Here is a 14,951-nt window from a genome sequence, read left to right on the forward strand (position 1 = left end):
GGGGCGGTGTCTCCTGGCACTCACGGCCGGGGCAGAGCGGTGATCCCGTCGAGGTCGAGGGAGCCCGCGACGAGGGCGTGGACGGTGTCCGCGAGGGAGACCCGGCGGTCGACGGCGTAGCCGCGCAGGATCCGCGAGGCTTCCTCCACGCTGACCCCGGCGTGCTGGGCGACCATGCCCTTCGCGATTTCGAGGGCGTTCTTGTAGGCGATGGCCGCCTGCGTCTTGGTGAGCACCTCGGCGCCGGGCTCCGGGTCGGCGCTCCAGTGGAGCAGGGACAGGGCGGCGGAGTCGGCGAGGGCCTGCGCGACCTCCGTCTGCTCCGGGTCCAGGCGGCCGGCGGCCCGGCGGAAGAGCGTCAGCGCCCCGATGACGTGTTCGTGCAGGCGGAGCGGGACGGTCTGGGAGGAGTGGTACCCGACCTCCAGCGCGGCGGAGGCCAGTTCCGGCCAGCGGTGGCGTTCGGCGGCCAGATCGGCGACGGAGAGGGCCTGGCCGCTGTGGTAGCAGTCCACGCACGGTCCGCTGCCCGTCTGCAGCTGGAGGAGTTCCAGCAGGACCGCGTCCTCCCCGGAGGCGGCCATGATGCGCAGGCCGCCCCGGGCGTCGCCCATCATCACTCCGCCGGCGTCCGCGTCGAGCAGGCCGACGCAGTGGCCCACCAGCCCGTCGAAGAGGCTCAGCGGGTCGAAGTCGGGAGCGAGGGTGTCCGCAAGGCTCACGAAGGCCCTGGCCAACTGCTGTTCGCGGGTCATCTCGGTCGCCTGCTTCCCGTCCCGGTTGGGCTTGAGACTAGTCATTCTCGTCGAAGTCGATTCTGCGGTGGACGACGTCCCGGGCGACCTCGGTCGCGGTGCGCCCCTCGCGGAAGGCCCGGGCGCGCAGCAGGAGCAGGGCCTCGTCCGCCTTGACTCCGAGCCGGGCCATGAGCATGCCCGCCGCCTGGTAGACCTCATTGTGGCCCTCTTCGGCGCCGTGCAGCCAGGAGGCGACGCCCTCGTCGGAGGCACGGCCGTGGTCGAGGCCCGCGAGGATCGCGGTCGTGGCGTCGGCGGCGAGGACGGCCGCCGCCAGATCGGCGGGCGCCAGCCGTCCGGCCGTGTCGCGGTAGAGGTCGAGCGTGCCGATCACCACCGTGGAATTGCCGAGCGGTACGGAGTACATGGCGCGCGCCCCCGTCTGGAGGGCCTGCGGCACGAACAGCGGCCAGCGCCTGCCGTCGCCCGCCAGGTCCGGGGCGAGCACCGGGGCGAAGACCTCGGCGGCGCGCACCCCCGGGCCCTCCCCGAGCGTGAACTGGATGTCGGCCAGGCGGGTGGCCGTGGCGTCGGTGGCGCAGAGGGTGGTGGTGTAGATCCCCTCGGCGGTGAGGTTGAGGGCCAGCCCGGTCACCGGCAGCAGGTTGAGGAGGGCGTGGCACAGCCGCGCGGGCACGCCTTCGGCGGGAACGCCGGTGAGGCCGGTGGCGATCTCGCGCACGACGGCGATCCGCAGCTCGCTCAGGGAGCGGCGCGTTCCCTCGTCGTCCCGCTGGGCTTCCTCGGCCATTCCCGCACCTCCCTGCCGTTCCTCACTCGGACCCCGGGGCGCCTGCCAGGCGTGATGCCGCAGGGTGTACGGACGTATTGTGCCGTGTGACCGGCCCGGCCCGCGGGCGCCGGAGTCACGGGTGTGCCCGCGCGGACCACCGGGGGTCCGGTGGGTCGCGGGCCCGGGGACGCCTCCCGCCGGCGGGCGCCCCGGGGCTCAGCCGCCGACGGGGAAGCGCAGGGTCTGTGAGGGCGCGGCACCGTACACCTCCCGGTAGGCCGCCGCGAACCGTCCGGCGTGTCCGAAGCGCCAGCGGGCCGCGACCTCCGTCACCGTGACCGGGCCGGCCGGGTCCGCGGCCCGCAGCTCCGCGTGCACCTGCGCGAGGCGCACCCGGCGCAAGTAGGCGAGCGGCGTGGTGCCGGCGTGCCGGGCGAAGGCGTACTGGAGGGCCCTGGGGGTGACCGGCACGGATCCGGCGATGTCGGCCAGGCCGATGTCGCTGTCGGCGTTGTTCTCGATGAAGGCGACGGCGCGCCGCAGGGTGTCCGAGGTGGTGTCGAGGCCTTCGGGCCGGGGGCCGGGGGCCGAAGCCGTGCCGTGGGGGAACACGGCGAGCGCGGTGGCGGCCAGCAGGCGTCCGGACTCGTCGAGGACGGGAGTGGCCGTTGCCGGCTCCGGCGCGAACAGCGAGCGGCGGACGAACTCGGCGGTGCGCCGCCACAGCCCGGCCCGGGCGTCGTCGAGGGGGGTGAGGCCGGTGAAGCGCACGGCCCCGCTCGGCCCGGGTACGGCCCGGCGGGCGGCGGCCTGTACCTCGGCCCAGGGGACGGCGAGGGTCTGGACGGCCGCGTCCTCCGTGCGGGCGGTGCGGGGGCGGCCCGGGCGGCCGCTGAGGAAGGTGTGCCCCGGTCCGAAGCGGTGCTCCTCGTGTCCCTCCGCCACAGTGACGTGGCCCGCCAGAAGGGTGGAGACGACGAGCAGGGCCGACGGGCCGGCGGCGAAGCCGAGGGTGCCCGGCAGGTCCAGCTCGCCGGCGACGGCGGTGGCGGTGGCGACGCAGGAGATCCGGTACGGACGCGCGGGGGCGGCCGGGGCGTGGACGGCGAGGCGCGTGCCGTAGACCGACTCGAGGACGGCGGCGAACTCGGCTACGTCCCGGGTGGAGCAGTCGCGGCGCCCGGGAGCGGGCGGACATCGCATCGCTTCCCCTTCCTCCGCGGTCAAGGCGTGCGGCCGGTCGTCCTCGCCGGCCCGGGCCCGGGCGGAGCACGGGGAGGGCTGCGGCGCGAGGCGGCCGCACCCGGCGCCTGCCCACGGAGGGCGACGGGTAACGGCGGGCGGCTCCTTTGCGCGGAACCGCCCCTCCCCGCGCGACCGCCCGCCCGCTTCCCCGAAGGCCTGGGCGGGCTCGTTTCCGGCGCGGGGATCCGGGCAGCCGCCCGGAGAGGCACCCCGAGACCGGAGGAGGCTCCCGATGGCACGCGGAAGCGGATCAGGCGGAGCGGAGCGGCGGGAGGGCCGGCCGGGCCCCGACGGAAAGCGGCCGGACCCGCCGTCGCGGGCCCCCGCGGAGGCGGACGGCCCCGAGGAGCGCGAGCGCACCGACCGGGCCGGGCCCGGCGCCACGGGTGACCGGCACGAGGGCGCCGTCCCCGTCACTCCCCCGCCGGCGGAGCCCCCGGACTGAGCGCTGCGGATCAGGGCGTCCGATCCGCGCGCAGGCGGTCCAGGGCCCGGCCGAGCGTGGGGTGGGCAGGGAGCAGGGACGCGGCGCCGGTCAGTTCCAGGAGGCGGAGCAACTGCGGGGAGGGAGCGGCCAGGACCAGGCTCAGACCGGACGCGGCGGTGTCCCTGCGCAACCCGATCAGGGCGTTGAGGAGGGTGGAGTCGCAGAAGGCCAGGCGTTCGCAGTCGACCACGACGGCGGAGGTGGCCCGGTCGACGGCCCGGGCGAACGCCGAGATCACCGCGGGCCGGTCGTCGATGTCGATCTCACCGGCGAGCCGGCACACCACCACCCCGCCGGGCCCCGCCGGGCGGTCGAGGGAGACGGGTGCGGGAGCCGGGTCGAGCATGCGGAGGCCTTCCGTGAGGGCGGACCGGCGCCGCCGGTCCGGGCGGCGGGGCCGCGGGGAGCGGGCCGGACGGATGTCTGCGCTGGAATCAGGATCCGGCAGGCGCCGACGGCACTGCCGCCCCGTGAGCGAAATGTCCCGTCCGCGGAACGAAGTCGAAGGGGAGCGGCCGGCCCGTCCCCGAGAAGGGGGTGCCGGGCCGCGGTCGCCCGGGGGCGGCAGGCATGGAAGGGGGGACCAGGGGCAGGCGCGGGAGGACCGGAACGCGAAGACCCCACGAAACGGAAGGACGCTGAGCCATGGGACACGGCGGCGATGTGGTGGCGGAACTGACCGCGGACCACGACGAGGTCAAGGACTACTTCCAGAGGCTGGGCCGGACCGTCGACCCGGAGGAACGGCGCAACCTCGCCGACCTCCTGACGATCGAACTGGTACGGCACTCGGTCGCCGAGGAGCAGTACCTCTATCCGGCGGTACGCGAACACCTCCAGGACGGTGACCTCATCGCCGACAAGGAGATCGCCGACCACGGCCGGGCCGAGCGCCTGATGAAGCAGCTCCAGGAGGAGGACGCGGCCGGGACCCGGTTCACCTCCGTGCTGCGCGAGCTGGAGGCGGACGTCCTGGCCCACATCTTCGACGAGGAGCAGAACCTCTTCCCCGCCCTGCGGCACGCCTGCGCCCGGGACGTGCTCGACGCCCTGGGCGACAAGACCCGCCGGGCCAAGAAGACGGCGCCGACGCGCCCGCACCCGGGGGCCCCGTCCACACCTCCGGCCAACAAGCTGCTGGGCCCGGGCATCGGGCTGGTCGACCGGGCACGCGACCTGCTGTCGGGGCGCGGCAAGGACAACAGGGCGGCCTGAGCGGGCCCTCCGCGTCCTGCCGGAAGGTCACCGTCCCCGAGAAGGCCCGCGTGGTGCGGCCTCGGGGGCGGTGGCTACTTCTCGTCCGTGTGCCGCTCCCGTGCCCACAGGGGGAGGGCGAACCAGCACAGCACGTACCACGCCACCACCCCGCTGACCAGGCACGGGACGAGTACCCCGTGGGTGGCCACCCGCAGGACGAGCAGGAGCGCGGAGGTGAAGGTGACGAGCAGCAGCAGGATGCCGGTGAAGGTCAGCCGCGCGGCCCAGACCACCGCCTGGGGTTTGATCCGGCGCCCCGAGACGATCCGGTGGAAGGACACCGGGCCGATGAGCGCGCCCGCGGCCAGGGAGCCGGCCACCACCGTGCCGATGTAGATCGACGTGTCGGTCTCCGACAGCCTCTGGAAGCGCGGGGTGAAGGCGACCGTCAGCAGGAAGCCGAAGAGGATCTGCACGCCCGTCTGGGCGACCCTGATCTCCTGCATCAGCTCCTGCCACTGCCGGTCGGCCCGCTCCTCCGCGGTCTCCTGCCGGCCCCGGTCGGCTCGTCCTCCGTCCTCCTGCGGAGCGGCGGCGTGCCTCTCGTTCATCCCTGCCGGTTCCTCCCGTACGGCGTGGCACTGGTCGGTCCCGCGCCTACCCCCGCGTTCCGCCCGCACACGTCCCGCACGGGCGGCGGCCGGATCAGGCGGTGTGGAGGACGCGGAAGCGGTCGCGGTCGGCCGGGTCCCGGTCGGCGACCTGGACCGGCGGCCAGGCCCACTGCCGGACGCCGACGCCCGGCACCCGGGAGAACCGGATCTCCCCGCGGGTGCCTTCGACCGCGACGTGCGGCCAGGCCCCGGCGGTGCGCGCCCGGTCGTCGCAGCCGTGCGAGCGGAGCACGTCGGCCAGGACGGTGACCGTGTCGTAGCCCTCGAAGGCGACGAAGGAGGGGGCTTCGCCGAGCCGCTCGCGCAGGGCGTCCCCGACCCGGGCCCCGAGGGGGCCGAGCCGCTCGGGCAGGTAGCGCAGGAAGGGGACCCCGGCCCCGTCCGCGCCCAGCAGCGCGTCCCATTCGGGGAACTCCGGCTGCCCGGCGGGCGCGCCGATCGTGAGGCCGGCGAGGCGCCCGTCGCGGCGGACCGCGCGGACGATCGGCACCGCCGGCTCCGGGTGGCCCACCAGCAGCAGGAGGGCGGTCGCGCCGTGGGCCAGGAGCGCGTCGCACACGGCGGCGGGCGTGAGCGTGCGCATGTCGAGCTCGACCAGGGCGGCGCCGCGGGGGGCCAGGTGGTCCCTCAGGATGCGGGTTCCGGAGGCCCAGTAGACGCTGGGGTCCGCTGCCACGGCGATGCGGCGGTGTCCGGCCGCGAGGAGGAAGTCGGCGTAGGTGCGCCAGCCGTGGGACTGTGCCGGGGCCACGCGCGCGACCCGTTCCGTCGGTCCCTCCGTGAGCTCGTCGAGCACCGCCGACGAGCAGAGGAACGGCAGGCCGAGGGCGTCGGCCCGGGCGGCGGCGGCGCGGGCGACGACGCTGTGGTACTCCCCCGCCAGGGCGGCCACCCCCAGCCCCGCCAGTTCGTCCACCGCGGCCGTGGCCCGCTGCGGGTCGGCGGCGGTGTCGCGGACCACCAGTTCGAGCCGGCGCCCGGCGATGCCGCCGGCGAGGTTCACCTCGTCGGCGGCGAGCCGGAGGCCTGCGAGCAGGTGGCGGCCCGCCTCGACCCAGCCGGGCCGGGTCAGCGGGGCGAGCGCGCCGATCAGGACGGACGGCCCGTCAGCCGGCTGCGTTCCGGGGGTGGAGGGCGGCGTACTCATGCGTCGGTGTCTCTCATGCCGGCCATTGCATCCACCCGGATCCGCGACCGGCAAGTGTTTATCCGCCGGTTCGGCAGGTCGTCGTCGGGCGGAGGCCGGGGGGGGGGAGGCGGCCGACCGGCGCCGGCCTCGTCGCCGCGCGGCCGGGAACCGCCCGGGGCGCGTCCGCCCTGCCGATGCGACCGGCGTCCCGCGCGCCCGGGGGGGTGCGGCGGCCACCGGAACGGCCGCGGCCTGCCGTGCCCGTGCCGTCCGGCGGATCGGCCGGGTGCGGCCCGCACGTCCCGGCGGGGCGCTAGCGTGCCGTCGTGGACTTCTTCTCACGCTCGTGGACGGCCTTGCGCGCGGCGGTCGCCGGACTCCCGGACGAGGACTTCGCGCGGCCGTCCGGCTGCACCGGCTGGCTGGTGCGCGACCTGGTGTGCCACCTGGTCATCGACGCCCAGGACGTTCTGATCACCCTGGTCACACCCGCCGACGGCGAGCCTACGGCGGACGCGCGGAGCTACTGGAGGCTGGTGGAGCCCCCCACCGGCGAGGACCCGCTCGACGCACTGGTCCCGCGGCTGGCGGCGGCGTACGGCGAGCCGCGGTGGCTCAGGTTCCACCTCGACGACGTCGGCGCGGCCGCCGGCCGTGCGGCCGCACTCGCCGAACCCGCCGCCCGGGTCGGCACGCGGGACGAGGTGCTGACCGTCGCCGACTACCTGTCGGCGTACGTCCTGGAATGGACCCTGCACCACCTCGACCTGGTCGCGCACCTGCCGAAGGCCCCGGCCCCGCCCGCCGAAACCCTCGCGGCGGCCCGCAGGGCCCTGGAGGAGATCGCCGGCGCCCCCTTCCCCGCCCCGCTCTCCGACGAGGACGCCCTGCGCATCGGCACCGGCCGCCGCGCCCCGACGGATGCGCAGGCGTCCTCGCTGGGCGCCCTCGCGGCGAGGCTCCCGCTCGTGCTCGGCTGAACCGACGCCGGTGCCTTGGGAATCGAGGGATCAAAGGGGGCGACGGCCCTCGCCCTTCGATCGATATGATCATGGTCCGGCCGGCGGACCCAGCCCGCCGCGACACCTCACGAAGGAGACCACAATCAAAACGGGAGAAACGCTCACGCGGGCATCGGTGGGAGTCCTGCTGCTCCTCGCACTGGTCGCGCCGTTCTTCGGGGACAGCCCGACCGCCGTCGTCATACCCCTGCTGCTCGCCGCGACCCTCGCGGGTGCCGACGCCGCGCAGAAGAAGAAGGCGGCGGCGCAGAACGCCGGCTGACGCACCGACGCCGGCGGACCGCCCGTCCGCCCCCTACGCCGCCGGCGACCGGGGACCGTCGGGAGGGCACTCCTCGGCCTCCTGACGCGTGTCGATGTCGGCGCGCCGCAGGAACCTCTCCCAGCCCTCGGTGGCACGGGCGCGCAGGGCCCGGCCCGGGGCCGCGGCATCGGGCTCCTGGAGGTCGAAGGTCCGTCCGCTGGCACCGGGCTTCCTGCGGGGCAGCGAGGGGGTGGTGGACATGCGCGTTGCTCCTCTCCGACGGGGACGCAACGGGCCGGGGACCGGGCCGGGACCGGGGTCCACGACGCCGTCGCGAGGGGGAGCACGTCCGGAGCGGACGGGCGGCTCCGGGGTGCGGTGACCACCTTCGCCGCAGGACGGCCCCCCGATCAATGGCCGCGTCCCCGCGAATTCGGGTCGACCGGGCGGGGGACCGGACGGGGGACACGGCGGCGGCGCTGGGACGCGTGCCGTGCCGGTGCGGTGAGGATCGGGGGATGGGCTTCGTGCTGCCGGTCCTCTTCGCGCTGTTCGCGGCGTTCAGCAACGCGCTCGCGACGGTCCTCCAGCGGCGGGCCTCGCTGACCGTGCCCCAGAGCGACGGCTTCCGGTTCGGGCTGGTCCTCGACCTGCTGCGCCGGCCCCTGTGGCTCGGGGGGATCCTGGCCGTCGTCGCGGCGGGAGCCGGGCAGGCCGCGGCGCTGGCCACGGGCGCGCTGTCGCTCGTCCAGCCCCTGTTCGTGCTGGAGCTGCCGCTGGCCCTGCTGATCGCCTCGCTGGTGGCGCGCCGCCGGCTGCCGGGGGCCGTGTGGCCGGCGGTGGCGGCGGTGGTGGCCGGGCTGGGGGTGGTCCTGGTGGCCGCCTCACCCGCCGGGAACCGTACGCACGTCCCGCTCGACCGGTGGGCGCTGGCGCTGCCGGCGTGCGCGGCCGCGGTGGCCGCGTTGGCCGTGGCGGGGCTGCGGCGGCCGCCCGGACGGATGCGGGCGGGCTGTCTGGGCGCGGCCACCGCCGTCTGCTACGCGCTGACCGCGGCGCTGATGAAGTCGGCCGTGCACACCCTGCGCGAGGGCGGGATCGGGGCGTTCCTGACCGCCTGGGAGACGTACGCCTTCGGCGCGAGCGGCATCTGCGCCGTCCTGCTCCTCGAACACGCCATGCAGGGCGGCCCGCTGATCGCCTCCCAGCCCGCCCTGACCCTGGGCGACGCCGGAGTCAGCGTCGCCCTGGGGGTCCTGCTGTACGAGGAGCACCTGCGCGCCCACTGGTGGCTGCTCCCCCAGCTGCTCGGCCTGGCCCTGATCTGCGCCGGTGTCCTGGCCCTGGCCAGGTCGGACGCGGAGGGCGCGGCGGAGGCGACGTGATCCGGGCGCCTCACAGCGCGACGACGATGACCGCCGCCGCGCGGCCGCTGCGGACCAGGGCGTTCCACCTCCCCTCCGCCACCGGGGCCGGCGCCGGAGGGGGGACGGCGGGCGGGCGGGGGCTCGGGGGCACCGCCGTGTTCCCGGAGCCGGGCATGCGGGAGGCCGCGAACACTCCGGGGGCCACGCGCACGGCCCCCGCTTCCATGGCGGCGGCGAGGAGGGAGACGCGGTGGATCCGGGTCATGGGGTTCTCCTTGGAATACGAGGCGCGGCCTGGCCGTCCGCCGTGCGTCCGATGGTGTCGAGGAGCCGGCGCCTCGGGCGGCGTGGCCTTCCTCTCTCCCATTGGGCCCCGGCGGGCGGCTCCCGTCACGTCCCTGGACTTCGGGGCTTGACGGCCGTACGGGTGACGTGCGGGGTGCGGCGGGGTGTGCCAGGCTGGGCTGAGGTGTCGGTCTTCCGCCCGAAGGCAGCCGCGGCGAACGGAGCGTGCTGTGGGACATCCGATCCGCCGGGCCGCGGTGCGGCGGCGTGTGGGGGCCGGGTTCGCCGCGCTGCTGCTGGCGCTGTCCGGTTCGGGCGCGGCGGCCCGCGCGGACGCGGATCCGTCACCGTCGCCCTCCGGCTCCGGGGAGGCGGGGCGGCTCGACCCGCGGATCGCGGAGATCATGCGCAAGCCCGAGTACCGGCACGCCCAGTGGGGGCTGTTGCAGACCGGGCCCGACGGCAGTCCGGTGCGGCACGCCCTGTTCCCGGGGCAGTTCTTCATCCCGGGTTCCACCGCGAAGCTGTTCTCCGTCTCCGGTACCTGGCGGACCCTGGGCACGGACCACCGCTTCGTGACCCCGGTCTACGCCGTCGGCGAGCGCAGCGGGGGCACGCTGCACGGGGACCTCGACCTCGTCGCGCAGGGCGACCTCACGCTGGGCGGACGGACGCGCCCCGACGGTACCGTCGCCTACACCGACCTCGACCACACCTACGCCGACGACTTCCCCGGCGCGACCCTCACCCCGGAGAACCCCCTGGCGGGGATCGACCAACTCGCCCGGCAGGTCCGGGCGTCGGGCATCACCCGCGTGGACGGGGACGTGGTCGTGGACAGCCGGCTGTTCGCCGCCGACCCGGTCCTCGACCCCACGCCCACCCCGCTGATCGTCAACGACAACCTCATCGACCTCCTCACCACCCCCGGGGACCGTCCGGGTGCCGACGCCCGCCTGGACTGGCGGCCGAAGGTCGCCCCGTACGAGGTGACGTCGACGGTGAAGACCGTGGCGGCCGGGAAGCCCGCGGCGATCACGGTGACGGCCGGTGCGGGCGGCACCCGCATCCGGTTGTCCGGCACCATCGCCGCCGGCTCCTCTCCCCTGCTGCGGACCTCCCCGATCACGGACCCGGCGGCCTTCGGCCGGACCGCGCTCATCGAGGCGCTGGGCCGGGCCGGGGTGACGGTCCGCGCCGCCGCGACGGGGGCCGATCCCGTCGGCCGGCTGCCGGCCGACTACCGGGGGCGTCCGCGGGTGGCCGCGTACACCTCGCCCCCGTACGAGCAGTACGCCAGGCTGATCCTCAAGGTCAGCCACAACCTGGGCGCCAACCTGGGCATCTGCCTGATGGCCGTGGCGGCCCGCAGCGGGCGGTGCGCGGACGGCTTCCCGGTCCTGGCCGGCTTCCTCGACCGCGCCGGCGTGGACCGCGGCCAGGTGGAGCTGATGGACGGCCGCGGCGGCAACCCCGCCGACCGGGCCACCCCGCGGGCGCTGGTGCAGATGCTGTCCTACTGGCAGCGCGGTCCGGACGCCCGGCTCTTCCGCGAGGCCCTGCCGATCCTGGGCGTCGACGGGCTGCTCGCCGAGAACTGCCGCGACTGCGCGGCGCGCGGGAAGGTGTTCGCCAAGACGGGTGCGGCCGTCGGCGGGGACGCGCTGAACGACCGGCTCGCGGTCGGGGCCATCACGATCGCCGGGTACCTCGACAAGGGCGGCGGCCGCTTCGACACGTTCTACGCGGGGGTCAACGGAGCCTCGACGCCGACCACCGACCCCGCCGGCGTCCTGTCGATCGCCAACGACCTCGCCCTCGTCGCCGCCTCCCTCCAGGAGGCGCCCGACGGGCGGTGAGACCGCCGCTCAGGCGGTCACCTGGGCGACGAAGGCGGCGAGGTTCGCCGCGGTCCGCGCCACCTTCTCCTCCACCGTCAGCGTCTCGTGGAGCCGCGCGCCCGCGGCGGTCTCCTTGCGGCCCCGCACGTACAGCGAGCAGGCGAGGTCGTCGCACAGGTAGGCGCCGACCGAGTTGCCCTCCTGCCCGGCCCGGCCGGCCTTCGGCGCGACCATCAGGGCCACTCCCCCGTCGTGGGCGGTCAGGCATATCGAGCACATGCTGCGCCGCGCCTGCCCGGCGATCCGGGCGGGGCGGCGCAGGACGAGGCCCCTGGCCCGGCCGTCGACCTCGGTCACCAGGTAGGCGCGGCCGGGGGACTGGGGGTCGCGCCAGCCGAGGTAGTCCAGGTCGTCCCACGGGCGTTCACCCAGGTCGCGCGGGACGGACAGGCGCTTGGCCTCGCCCTTGGTGCAGTTGACGAAGGCGGCGCGGATCTCTTGCTCGGTCAGTGGCTTCATGGACAGCACGCTAACTTGCCTAAAGGGTTTAGGGAAACCAATAATCGATGCAGGCAGGCGGTGAGCGGTCCACGCCACGGACCCCCGCGCCGCCCCGGAGCGGGCCGGAGGCCCGGCCCCCGCACCCCCAGGAAGGCCGACCATGGACCCCCGACACCCTGCCGCACGGCCGGACCGCGAGGCAGCACCCGCCCCCGCCGCCACCCACACCACACCCGTCACCGCGGACCTGCTGCGCGGAGCCCTCGACACCGAGCGCACCGGGCGCGGCCTGCTGCCGCACCGGCTGCCCGCCCGGGCCCGCGCCCAGAACACCGACGGGCAGCTGGCCATGGCCGAGTCCCAGCCCTCCGGCGTACGGCTGGCCTTCCGCACCGCGGCGACCGTCGTCGAGCTGGACACCCTGCCCGTCAAACGGGTCTACCCGGGCGCGCCGCCGCGCCCCGACGGCGTCTACGACCTGCTCGTCGACGGCCGGCCCGCCGGCCGGGCGAGCGCGGCGGGCGGCGACACCGTGACCGTCGACCCGGCCACCGGCCGCACCGAGCACCGGCGCGGGCAGCCGGCCACCCTGCGCTTCACCGGCCTGCCCGGCCGGACGAAGGACGTGGAGATCTGGCTGCCGCACGACGAGACGACCGAGCTCCTCGCCCTGCGCACCGACGCCCCGGTCGCCCCCGCCCCGGACCGGGGCCGCCGGGTCTGGACGCACCACGGCAGCTCGATCAGCCAGGGCTCCGGCGCCGCGAGCCCCACCGGCACCTGGCCGGCGCTCGCCGCCGCCCTCGGCGGGGTGGAGCTGGTCAACCTGGGCCTGGGCGGCAGCGCCCTGCTCGACCCGTTCACGGCCCGCGCCCTGCGCGACACCCCGGCCGACCTGATCAGCCTCAAACTCGGCATCAACCTCGTCAACGCCGACCTGATGCGGCTGCGCGCCTTCGGTCCCGCCGTCCACGGCTTCCTCGACACGGTCCGCGAGGGGCACCCGGCCACCCCGCTGCTGGTCGTCTCGCCGCTCCTGTGCCCCCTCCACGAGGACACCCCCGGCCCGACCGCCTTCGACACCGCCGCACTGGCCTCGGGAAGGCTGCTGTTCCGGGCCGCGGGCGACCCCGCCGAGCGCGCGGCCGGGAAGCTGACGCTCACCGTCGTGCGCGAGGAGCTGGAGCGGATCGTGCGGGAGCGGGCGGCCGAGGACCCGCACCTGCACTACCTCGACGGCCGCGCGCTCTACGGCGAGGCCGACGCCGCCGAGCTGCCGCTGCCGGACGCCCTCCACCCGGACGCCGCCGCGCACCGCCGGATCGGCGAGCGCTTCGCCCGCCTCGCCTTCGGCCCGGGCGGCCCCTTCGCGGACACCGCGGACGGGGCGGCCCGGCCTCCGGTGTGAGCGGCCCGCCGGGTCCGCCGCACCCGGCGGACCTGAGCGGTCCTCCCGGTCAGCGCCGGCAGGTGTAGTGGGTCAGGCGGGAGCGGGCCTCCTTCTCGGAGATCCCGAGGCCGGTGCCGATGGACTCCCACGACAGGTCGTCGGCCTCGGCGATGTAGGCGGCGTCCCGGGCCACGCTCCGGGTCACCCGCTCCAGTGCGGCCACGGCCTTGAGCGCGGCCACCGGGGCCTGGCCAGCCAGGTTGTTCAGCTGGTCCTCCACGCGCTCGAGGAGATGGGCCAGTTCGGCGGGCAGCGGTACGGTCCGGGCCTCGACCTCGTCGAGGTGGCGTTCCCAGTCCCCGCGGGGTCCCTCGATGACCTGCTCGTACAGGCTGTCGGCCTCCTCGGCCGCGCGGTCTATCGGGTACTGCGCGGCACCGCGCCAGCCGCACGCGCAGGCCGCGCGCGCGGCGGCGGCCCGGGGCCGGTTCAGGACGCCGCTGTAGGCCCACCACTCCCGCGTCTGGCGGAAGTCGGAGCCGGTGCCCGGGTCCAGGTGGACCGGGCCGGGCTCGGTACCGTCCGCCAGGAGCGCGCCGGCCCAGCCTTCGTGCGAGGCCCCGAACTCCTCCGCCGTCCACCCCATGCCCACTCCCCGTCAGCCGTCCCGCGCGGCCGCCCCGCCGGGGCGGCGGCCGCATGCTCTCGACCCACCCTGCCCACATCCGGGCCGGGCCAAGCGGCGCGCACCGCCCCGCCGGCGGCGCGCAGGGGGCGCAGGGCGAACCGCGCGCCCCGGCCGGGACGGACGACGGCCCGGCAGCGCCGGCGGCGGACACCGTCCGGCGGACCTCAGGCCGGCCGGACCGTACGGGGCCCCGCGCACTCGGCGCCGTACGCACGGACCCGCTCGCGCAGCGCGCGGTCGGCGGTGACGACCGTGCAGGGCCGGTCGGCATGGGCGGCGGCGAGCTCCACGATGAGGTCGTCCCCGCTGCCGGACGCGGACTCGACCCGCACGCCGGGCACCGACCCGATCCCGCGGGCGGCCCCCTCGACGACGAGGATCACCTCCTCACCGCCCTCCCGCTCCGCGAGCCGGTCCCGCAGCCGCTCGGCGGCCCCCTTGCGGTCCCGCCACCACCCGTCGGGCACAGACCCGACGACATTGGCGGCGTCGACGATCAGCACGGGCCGCGCCCTCATGAAACCTCCCGGCCGCGCCGTACCCGACCCGGCGTGACACCCCTCGCTCGTCCGCCCACGTCCCGGGATTCTCCCACGCCGGGTCGCGCCGGGCTGTCCCTGCGGGGTCGTGCACCGTGGTCGCGGCCTGTCCCCCTCCGAGGTCTGGCTCGTGCCGGCGGAGGCCTGACCGGATCCCACTGACCGTCAGCTGGTTCCGGCGGCCGCGGCACGGTACGAAGTCCCTTGTGAACCATCAGACCCACAGCGCGACCGTCCGCGTGTTCATCGCCCTCGCCCCGCCCGACGACGCGAAGGAGGAGCTGGAGCGGGTGCTGCTGCCCGCCTACGAGGCGTACCCGCGCATGCGGTGGAACCGGATCGAGGACTGGCACATCACCCTCGCCTTCCTCGGTGAACTCCCGGTCGCGGCCGTCCCCCGCCTGCGCGGGCCCCTCGCCGGCCTCGCCGCGATACGCCGGCCCCTGCGGCTGGCACTGCGCGGCGGGGGCCACTTCGACGAGCGGGTGCTGTGGACCGGGATCGACGGGGACCTCGACGGGCTGCACCTGCTGGCCTCGGAGGTCCGCTCACTGGTCAAGGAGTGCGGCATCCCCTACGAGGGCCGGCCCCTGCGCCCCCACCTGACGCTGGCCCGCTCCCGCCGCAGCGACACCGCCAGCGTGCCGGAGGCCGCGGCCGGCCTCACCGCGTTCTCCGGCCGGCCCTGGCACGCGGGACGGCTGCACCTGGTGGGCAGCAACATCGGGCGCGGTCCGGGGCCGATCCACTACCGCGACATCGAGTCCTGGGGGTTCGGGGACGGGAACTGAGCGCCCGGCCGGGAAACAGTT

The 14,951-nt window shown here is 76.1% G+C and carries 19 protein-coding genes; 8 read left to right on the forward strand and 11 right to left on the reverse strand.

Going from position 1 to position 14,951, the window contains the following annotated elements; genetic code table 11:
• Nucleotides 1–20 precede the first annotated feature (20 nt).
• The 3 genes from ACIRBY_RS05435 to ACIRBY_RS05445 all read right to left on the reverse strand — a co-directional run bounded on the left by ACIRBY_RS05435 (nt 21) and on the right by ACIRBY_RS05445 (nt 2,733).
• Nucleotides 21–800, reverse strand: a complete 780-nt coding sequence (locus tag ACIRBY_RS05435; RefSeq protein ID WP_403896459.1) for a GAF and ANTAR domain-containing protein — start codon at nt 798–800, stop codon at nt 21–23.
• A complete protein-coding gene (locus ACIRBY_RS05440; protein WP_403896462.1) occupies nt 793–1,548 on the reverse strand; it encodes an ANTAR domain-containing protein in 756 nt (251 codons plus the stop codon). The genes ACIRBY_RS05435 and ACIRBY_RS05440 overlap by 8 nt, the downstream gene beginning before the upstream one ends.
• Before the next feature lie 198 nt (nt 1,549–1,746).
• The gene (locus tag ACIRBY_RS05445; protein ID WP_403896464.1) at nt 1,747–2,733 is read right to left on the reverse strand and encodes a helix-turn-helix transcriptional regulator; all 987 of its coding nucleotides are present in this window, start codon (nt 2,731–2,733) and stop codon (nt 1,747–1,749) included.
• Nucleotides 2,734–3,007: 274 nt separating this feature from the next.
• Between ACIRBY_RS05445 and ACIRBY_RS05450 the strand changes: the two genes are divergently transcribed.
• Nucleotides 3,008–3,220, forward strand: coding sequence for a hypothetical protein (locus ACIRBY_RS05450; RefSeq protein ID WP_403896467.1), 213 nt, complete (start codon nt 3,008–3,010; stop codon nt 3,218–3,220).
• Nucleotides 3,221–3,230: 10 nt separating this feature from the next.
• Here the strand turns inward: ACIRBY_RS05450 and ACIRBY_RS05455 are convergent, their stop codons facing one another.
• Nucleotides 3,231–3,608, reverse strand: a complete 378-nt coding sequence (locus ACIRBY_RS05455; protein WP_403896469.1) for an STAS domain-containing protein — start codon at nt 3,606–3,608, stop codon at nt 3,231–3,233.
• A 299-nt stretch (nt 3,609–3,907) separates the two neighbouring features.
• On the opposite strand from ACIRBY_RS05455, the gene ACIRBY_RS05460 reads away from it, so the two are divergent.
• Nucleotides 3,908–4,477 carry a hemerythrin domain-containing protein gene (locus ACIRBY_RS05460; protein ID WP_403896472.1) on the forward strand — a complete coding sequence of 190 codons (570 nt, stop codon included), beginning with the start codon at nt 3,908–3,910 and terminating at the stop codon, nt 4,475–4,477.
• A gap of 74 nt (nt 4,478–4,551) precedes the next feature.
• On the opposite strand, the gene ACIRBY_RS05465 is transcribed toward ACIRBY_RS05460, so the two are convergent.
• Entirely contained in the window at nt 4,552–5,070 is a 519-nt protein-coding gene (locus ACIRBY_RS05465; protein WP_403896475.1) for a DUF6328 family protein, read from the reverse strand.
• A 94-nt stretch (nt 5,071–5,164) separates the two neighbouring features.
• Nucleotides 5,165–6,280 (reverse strand): ABC transporter substrate-binding protein, encoded by a 1,116-nt coding sequence (locus ACIRBY_RS05470; RefSeq protein ID WP_403896478.1) that lies wholly within the window; start codon nt 6,278–6,280, stop codon nt 5,165–5,167.
• A 308-nt stretch (nt 6,281–6,588) separates the two neighbouring features.
• On the opposite strand from ACIRBY_RS05470, the gene ACIRBY_RS05475 reads away from it, so the two are divergent.
• Both ACIRBY_RS05475 and ACIRBY_RS05480 read left to right on the forward strand, forming a co-directional pair.
• Nucleotides 6,589–7,242: a maleylpyruvate isomerase N-terminal domain-containing protein gene (locus tag ACIRBY_RS05475; RefSeq protein ID WP_403896480.1), complete on the forward strand. Its 654-nt coding sequence runs from the start codon at nt 6,589–6,591 to the stop codon at nt 7,240–7,242.
• Between the two features lie 157 nt (nt 7,243–7,399).
• Entirely contained in the window at nt 7,400–7,546 is a 147-nt protein-coding gene (locus ACIRBY_RS05480) for a hypothetical protein (protein WP_403896483.1), read from the forward strand.
• Nucleotides 7,547–7,579: 33 nt separating this feature from the next.
• On the opposite strand, the gene ACIRBY_RS05485 is transcribed toward ACIRBY_RS05480, so the two are convergent.
• Entirely contained in the window at nt 7,580–7,789 is a 210-nt protein-coding gene (locus tag ACIRBY_RS05485) for a hypothetical protein (RefSeq protein ID WP_403896486.1), read from the reverse strand.
• A gap of 257 nt (nt 7,790–8,046) precedes the next feature.
• Here ACIRBY_RS05485 and ACIRBY_RS05490 point away from each other — a divergent pair, with 257 nt between their 5' ends.
• Nucleotides 8,047–8,913 (forward strand): DMT family transporter, encoded by an 867-nt coding sequence (locus ACIRBY_RS05490; RefSeq protein WP_403896489.1) that lies wholly within the window; start codon nt 8,047–8,049, stop codon nt 8,911–8,913.
• A 10-nt stretch (nt 8,914–8,923) separates the two neighbouring features.
• Here ACIRBY_RS05490 and ACIRBY_RS05495 read toward each other — a convergent pair whose 3' ends face one another.
• Nucleotides 8,924–9,160, reverse strand: a complete 237-nt coding sequence (locus ACIRBY_RS05495) for a hypothetical protein (RefSeq protein ID WP_403896492.1) — start codon at nt 9,158–9,160, stop codon at nt 8,924–8,926.
• A gap of 250 nt (nt 9,161–9,410) precedes the next feature.
• Here ACIRBY_RS05495 and dacB point away from each other — a divergent pair, with 250 nt between their 5' ends.
• On the forward strand, nt 9,411–11,039 hold the full coding sequence (gene dacB / locus ACIRBY_RS05500; protein ID WP_403896494.1) for a D-alanyl-D-alanine carboxypeptidase/D-alanyl-D-alanine-endopeptidase: 1,629 nt from the start codon (nt 9,411–9,413) through the stop codon (nt 11,037–11,039).
• 9 nt (nt 11,040–11,048) lie between these two features.
• Here the strand turns inward: dacB and ACIRBY_RS05505 are convergent, their stop codons facing one another.
• Nucleotides 11,049–11,540, reverse strand: a complete 492-nt coding sequence (locus ACIRBY_RS05505) for an FBP domain-containing protein (RefSeq protein ID WP_403896496.1) — start codon at nt 11,538–11,540, stop codon at nt 11,049–11,051.
• Nucleotides 11,541–11,682: 142 nt separating this feature from the next.
• Between ACIRBY_RS05505 and ACIRBY_RS05510 the strand changes: the two genes are divergently transcribed.
• Complete coding sequence (locus ACIRBY_RS05510; protein WP_403896500.1) at nt 11,683–12,930, forward strand: GDSL-type esterase/lipase family protein; 1,248 nt, start codon at nt 11,683–11,685, stop codon at nt 12,928–12,930.
• Nucleotides 12,931–12,979: 49 nt separating this feature from the next.
• Here the strand turns inward: ACIRBY_RS05510 and ACIRBY_RS05515 are convergent, their stop codons facing one another.
• Both ACIRBY_RS05515 and ACIRBY_RS05520 read right to left on the reverse strand, forming a co-directional pair.
• Entirely contained in the window at nt 12,980–13,558 is a 579-nt protein-coding gene (locus ACIRBY_RS05515) for a hypothetical protein (RefSeq protein ID WP_403896503.1), read from the reverse strand.
• Nucleotides 13,559–13,764: 206 nt separating this feature from the next.
• Entirely contained in the window at nt 13,765–14,118 is a 354-nt protein-coding gene (locus tag ACIRBY_RS05520; protein ID WP_403896506.1) for an NTP pyrophosphohydrolase, read from the reverse strand.
• A 227-nt stretch (nt 14,119–14,345) separates the two neighbouring features.
• Here ACIRBY_RS05520 and thpR point away from each other — a divergent pair, with 227 nt between their 5' ends.
• Nucleotides 14,346–14,930 (forward strand): RNA 2',3'-cyclic phosphodiesterase, encoded by a 585-nt coding sequence (gene thpR / locus ACIRBY_RS05525; protein WP_403896509.1) that lies wholly within the window; start codon nt 14,346–14,348, stop codon nt 14,928–14,930.
• Nucleotides 14,931–14,951 lie beyond the last annotated feature (21 nt).

Origin of the sequence: Streptomyces sp. NPDC096136 (assembly GCF_044763325.1) — a bacterium.
Classification (GTDB): Bacteria; Actinomycetota; Actinomycetes; order Streptomycetales; family Streptomycetaceae; genus Streptomyces.

What these genes read in the sequence shown, in the direction of transcription:
- ACIRBY_RS05460 (WP_403896472.1), top strand. Translation starts at nt 3,908, where the DNA reads ATGGGACACGGCGGCGATGTGGTGGCGGAACTGACCGCGGACCACGAC.
- ACIRBY_RS05465 (WP_403896475.1), bottom strand. Translation starts at nt 5,070, where the DNA reads ATGAACGAGAGGCACGCCGCCGCTCCGCAGGAGGACGGAGGACGAGCC.
- ACIRBY_RS05470 (WP_403896478.1), bottom strand. Translation starts at nt 6,280, where the DNA reads ATGAGTACGCCGCCCTCCACCCCCGGAACGCAGCCGGCTGACGGGCCG.
- ACIRBY_RS05435 (WP_403896459.1), bottom strand. Translation starts at nt 800, where the DNA reads ATGACTAGTCTCAAGCCCAACCGGGACGGGAAGCAGGCGACCGAGATG.
- ACIRBY_RS05450 (WP_403896467.1), top strand. Translation starts at nt 3,008, where the DNA reads ATGGCACGCGGAAGCGGATCAGGCGGAGCGGAGCGGCGGGAGGGCCGG.
- ACIRBY_RS05485 (WP_403896486.1), bottom strand. Translation starts at nt 7,789, where the DNA reads ATGTCCACCACCCCCTCGCTGCCCCGCAGGAAGCCCGGTGCCAGCGGA.
- ACIRBY_RS05490 (WP_403896489.1), top strand. Translation starts at nt 8,047, where the DNA reads ATGGGCTTCGTGCTGCCGGTCCTCTTCGCGCTGTTCGCGGCGTTCAGC.
- ACIRBY_RS05455 (WP_403896469.1), bottom strand. Translation starts at nt 3,608, where the DNA reads ATGCTCGACCCGGCTCCCGCACCCGTCTCCCTCGACCGCCCGGCGGGG.
- ACIRBY_RS05445 (WP_403896464.1), bottom strand. Translation starts at nt 2,733, where the DNA reads ATGCGATGTCCGCCCGCTCCCGGGCGCCGCGACTGCTCCACCCGGGAC.
- ACIRBY_RS05515 (WP_403896503.1), bottom strand. Translation starts at nt 13,558, where the DNA reads ATGGGGTGGACGGCGGAGGAGTTCGGGGCCTCGCACGAAGGCTGGGCC.
- ACIRBY_RS05495 (WP_403896492.1), bottom strand. Translation starts at nt 9,160, where the DNA reads ATGACCCGGATCCACCGCGTCTCCCTCCTCGCCGCCGCCATGGAAGCG.
- ACIRBY_RS05520 (WP_403896506.1), bottom strand. Translation starts at nt 14,118, where the DNA reads ATGAGGGCGCGGCCCGTGCTGATCGTCGACGCCGCCAATGTCGTCGGG.
- ACIRBY_RS05440 (WP_403896462.1), bottom strand. Translation starts at nt 1,548, where the DNA reads ATGGCCGAGGAAGCCCAGCGGGACGACGAGGGAACGCGCCGCTCCCTG.
- ACIRBY_RS05505 (WP_403896496.1), bottom strand. Translation starts at nt 11,540, where the DNA reads ATGAAGCCACTGACCGAGCAAGAGATCCGCGCCGCCTTCGTCAACTGC.
- ACIRBY_RS05510 (WP_403896500.1), top strand. Translation starts at nt 11,683, where the DNA reads ATGGACCCCCGACACCCTGCCGCACGGCCGGACCGCGAGGCAGCACCC.